The sequence below is a fragment of the Shigella sp. FC1567 genome (assembly GCF_001743015.1).
Lineage (GTDB): Bacteria > Pseudomonadota > Gammaproteobacteria > Enterobacterales > Enterobacteriaceae > Escherichia > Escherichia coli.
In genome coordinates this window covers 1-3732 of record NZ_MIIV01000175.1, presented here as the reverse complement: position 1 = coordinate 3732, position 3732 = coordinate 1, and the positions used below count along the sequence as shown (strand labels likewise).

General features: G+C 48.9%; 6 protein-coding genes and 2 pseudogenes. 3 read left to right on the top strand and 5 right to left on the bottom strand.

All coding sequences use genetic code 11. The annotated features are described in order from the left end of the window. A pseudogene (locus BHE85_RS11840) lies at nt 1-187 on the bottom strand (IS1 family transposase); the annotation flags it as partial. A 414-nt stretch (nt 188-601) separates the two neighbouring features. Next, nucleotides 602-697: a stress response membrane protein YncL gene (yncL, locus tag BHE85_RS11835; protein ID WP_001303494.1), complete on the bottom strand. Its 96-nt coding sequence runs from the start codon at nt 695-697 to the stop codon at nt 602-604. A gap of 194 nt (nt 698-891) precedes the next feature. On the opposite strand from yncL, the gene ortT reads away from it, so the two are divergent. Continuing rightward, nucleotides 892-1065, top strand: coding sequence for an orphan toxin OrtT (gene ortT / locus BHE85_RS11830; protein ID WP_000061178.1), 174 nt, complete (start codon nt 892-894; stop codon nt 1063-1065). An 85-nt stretch (nt 1066-1150) separates the two neighbouring features. Next, nucleotides 1151-1384 (top strand): DUF2526 family protein YdcY, encoded by a 234-nt coding sequence (ydcY, locus tag BHE85_RS11825; protein WP_000018633.1) that lies wholly within the window; start codon nt 1151-1153, stop codon nt 1382-1384. Here the strand turns inward: ydcY and BHE85_RS11820 are convergent, their stop codons facing one another. Further along, complete coding sequence (locus BHE85_RS11820) at nt 1385-1834, bottom strand: DMT family transporter (protein ID WP_001076535.1); 450 nt, start codon at nt 1832-1834, stop codon at nt 1385-1387. Next, complete coding sequence (locus BHE85_RS11815; RefSeq protein WP_001353827.1) at nt 1831-2349, bottom strand: GNAT family N-acetyltransferase; 519 nt, start codon at nt 2347-2349, stop codon at nt 1831-1833. The genes BHE85_RS11820 and BHE85_RS11815 overlap by 4 nt, the downstream gene beginning before the upstream one ends. Nucleotides 2350-2529: 180 nt before the next feature. On the opposite strand from BHE85_RS11815, the pseudogene curA reads away from it, so the two are divergent. Continuing rightward, nucleotides 2530-3456: pseudogene (curA, locus tag BHE85_RS11810) on the top strand (NADPH-dependent curcumin/dihydrocurcumin reductase); the annotation flags it as partial. A gap of 15 nt (nt 3457-3471) precedes the next feature. Here the strand turns inward: curA and BHE85_RS11805 are convergent. Further along, the coding region (locus BHE85_RS11805; protein WP_000317683.1) for an IS1 family transposase at nt 3472-3732 on the bottom strand (261 nt) is incomplete at its 5' end.

The window sequence follows — 3732 nt, the reverse complement described above, 5'->3', positions numbered from 1 at the left end:
CCATTCATGGCCATATCAATGATTTCTGGTGCGTACCGGGCTGAGAGGCGGTGTAAGTGAACTGTAGTTGCCATGTTTTACGGCAATGAGAGCAGAGATAGCGCTGATGTCCGGCAGTGCTTTTGCCGTTACGCACCACGCCTTCAGTAGCGGAGCAGGAAGGACATCTGATGGAAATGGAAGCCACGCAAGCACCTTAAAATCACCATCATACACTAAATCAGTAAGTTGGCAGCATTACCTCGGCTTTGAACTCTTTAGAGTAACGTTGGTTTTTTCTGCTCATTATTAGCTCCTTCTGATGCCATTCTATTTCAGGAAGGAGTGTCCGTTAAACTCAGGCTACCTCAGCATTTATAGACTCCCGCGCGTATAAAGTATTCATGATAGAAAAATGTGAAAACAAGATTCCGTTTGAATCAGTAAGCTGTTTGTATAGACGACAGTAGGGGGATGTTTTCTACTCATTTCAATGTAGATGCCAGCAAAAAGAAGTAAATATTAAGGATAATGTTGTAAACCTGGAGAGTATGAGAAGATCTTGCGTACTGTCAGAGAGTTGATTTCTCTGACAGTACGTGCTGCGTGCAAAATCACTACATCAAATAAACCAGCCAAATCTCATAGAGATAAGAGTAAACAAACCAACAGCAGCAAAGACATTTATCAGTACTACAGTTCTACTGGAAACATTCATTTTTGCCACCTTTTATCATTGCCCCTATGTGTATAGTACGGGTTAAGAAAATCCGCAATAATACTCATTCTGAAGATGGATAAGGGCAAGTTGCTGTTTGATGATTTTTTCTCAAACTGGTGAAAAAACTTGATGCACGTCAAAAAATGACGCATATTTGCGCGCGTTTTATTCATCTGGCTGGACGCCCGTACATGTCTCTCTATCAACATATGCTTGTTTTTTATGCGGTTATGGCAGCAATCGCATTTCTTATCACCTGGTTTCTTTCTCACGATAAGAAACGCATCCGTTTCTTAAGCGCCTTTCTGGTGGGGGCAACATGGCCGATGAGTTTCCCGGTGGCGCTGTTGTTTTCACTGTTTTAAATCTTACTCACTGGCTTGACGGCACCACGCAGACTTATATCATTTGGATGAATCGATAAATTTCACAAGTGGTTAAGGAGAAAGTATGTCGCATCTGGATGAAGTCATCGCGCGCGTGGATGCCGCGATTGAAGAGAGCGTCATTGCCCATATGAACGAATTATTAATCGCCCTGAGCGATGACGCGGAGTTAAGTCGGGAAGATCGCTACACCCAGCAGCAGCGTTTGCGCACCGCTATTGCTCATCACGGTCGCAAGCATAAAGAAGATATGGAAGCGCGCCACGAACAGTTAACCAAAGGCGGCACCATCCTCTGATTAAAATGAGCGTCTGGCTACCAACCAGGCGCCAACCACAAGTAAAATTGCGCCACAAATTGGGCCGAACAACGCCCGTAGTGGTACGCCATGACTGCGGAAGATATCCAGCATCAGACCGCCAATTAGCTGGCTGGCGACCAGTACTGCAATAGTTGTCGCCGCTCCCACATTCTGATATCCGCTGATACTGGCGAAGACAAAAAACGATCCCAGCAAGCCGGGTATAAGTGTCCACCAGCGCACGCTGGACACCAGTTCGCCAAACCCCGCCATGCCTTGTTTAAACCATAAAATAGAAACAAAGAGCACAATCCCCACCAGTGAGTTCAGCAACATGGCGATGAGAATGGTAGAGGAGGTCTGGGTGATGCGCACCATCAGCGTGTTCTGGACTACCAGACCAATTCCGGCGGCAATCAAAAAAGCAAGGGTGAGCGACTGATTCATCCAATCGCGTCCGGTTCAGTGCGTTCGTCGAGTTGCAACTGCATAAATGTCAGATCCAGCCAGCGCCCAAATTTAGTGCCCACCTGCGGCATTTGTGCGGTGACGACAAATCCCAGCGAATGGTGCAGATGCAGCGAGGCCTGATTTTGCGATTCGATCCCGGCGACCATGACATGCTTCCCGCTATCCCGCGCTTCATCAATCAATCGGCTTAACAATTTACGCCCCAGACCTTTGCCCTGATGATCGGGATGGACATAAACCGAATGTTCCACGGTATGGCGAAAACCATCGAAACTACGCCAGTCGCCAAACGAGGCATATCCCGTCACTACGCCATCTTCTTCACTTACCAGCACCGGATAACCTGCTATGGTCCGCGCTTCAAACCAGGCAATGCGGTTATCTGCATCAACCGTTTGGTCATTCCAGATAGCCGCCGTATACAACACGGCGTGGTTATAAATTTCCGCAATGGCAGCACAATCGGCTTTGCGGGCAAAACGGATGGACATGTCTGGCCTCGATAAAATAATGATGATGATGTTATCAATACTATCGAAAACAGCCCGAAGCAACGGATTCCTCGATGAAATTATTGCGTGTTGCAGAGGGGATGTGACGGCTGCAAACAAAACCAATCCCGTGAGCCTGCTACTATTGATGGATTCATGCCAAAAGCACAGGAGAGCATTATGGGGCAACAAAAGCAGCGTAATCGACGTTGGGTTCTGGCCTCGCGTCCACATGGCGCACCGGTTCCGGAGAATTTCCGTCTTGAAGAAGATGATGTCGCCACACCGGGTGAAGGACAGGTGTTACTGCGCACAGTTTATTTGTCCCTGGACCCGTATATGCGTGGACGTATGAGCGATGAGCCATCTTATTCACCGCCTGTTGATATTGGCGGCGTGATGGTCGGCGGCACGGTGAGCCATGTTGTGGAGTCGAATCATCCTGATTATCAGCCTGGCGACTGGGTGCTGGGCTACAGTGGATGGCAGGACTATGACATATCCAGTGGTGATGATCTGGTGAAACTTGGCGATCATCCGCAAAATCCATCGTGGTCGCTGGGTGTGCTGGGGATGCCAGGCTTTACCGCTTATATGGGGCTGCTGGATATCGGTCAGCCTAAAGAGGGCGAAACGTTGGTGGTAGCTGCGGCGACAGGTCCTGTGGGAGCAACGGTGGGGCAAATCGGCAAACTTAAAGGTTGCAGGGTGGTGGGGGGGGCCGGTGGCGCGGAAAAATGCCGCCATGCTATCGAGGTGCTGGGCTTCGATGTTTGTCTTGATCACCACGCGGGTGATTTTGCCGAACAACTGGTGAAAGCGTGCCCAAAAGGTATTGATATCTATTATGAAAACGTGGGCGGTAAGGTATTTGATGCAGTGCTACCATTACTTAATACATCTGCGCGCATTCCCGTTTGTGGCTTAGTGAGCAGCTATAACGCTACAGAGCTACCACCCGGTCCGGATCGTTTACCCCTGTTGATGGCAACGGTGCTGAAAAAACGTATTCGCTTGCAAGGGTTTATTATCGCTCAGGATTATGGTCACCGCATCCATGAGTTTCAGAAGGAGATGGGGCAATGGGTGAAAGAGGATAAAATCCACGGTAATGACTCCAACTTACTGATAGTGTTTTATGTTCAGATAATGCCCGATGACCTTGTCATGCAGCTCCACCGATTTTGAGAACGACAGTGACTTCCGTCCCAGCCTTGCCAGATGTTGTCTCAGATTCAGATTATGTCGCTCAATGCGCTGAGTGTAACGCTTGCTGATAACGTGCAGCTTTCCCTTCAGGCGTGATTCATACAGCGGCCAGCCATCCGTCATCCATACCACGACCTCAAAGGCCGACAGCAGGCTCAGAAGACGCTCCAGTGT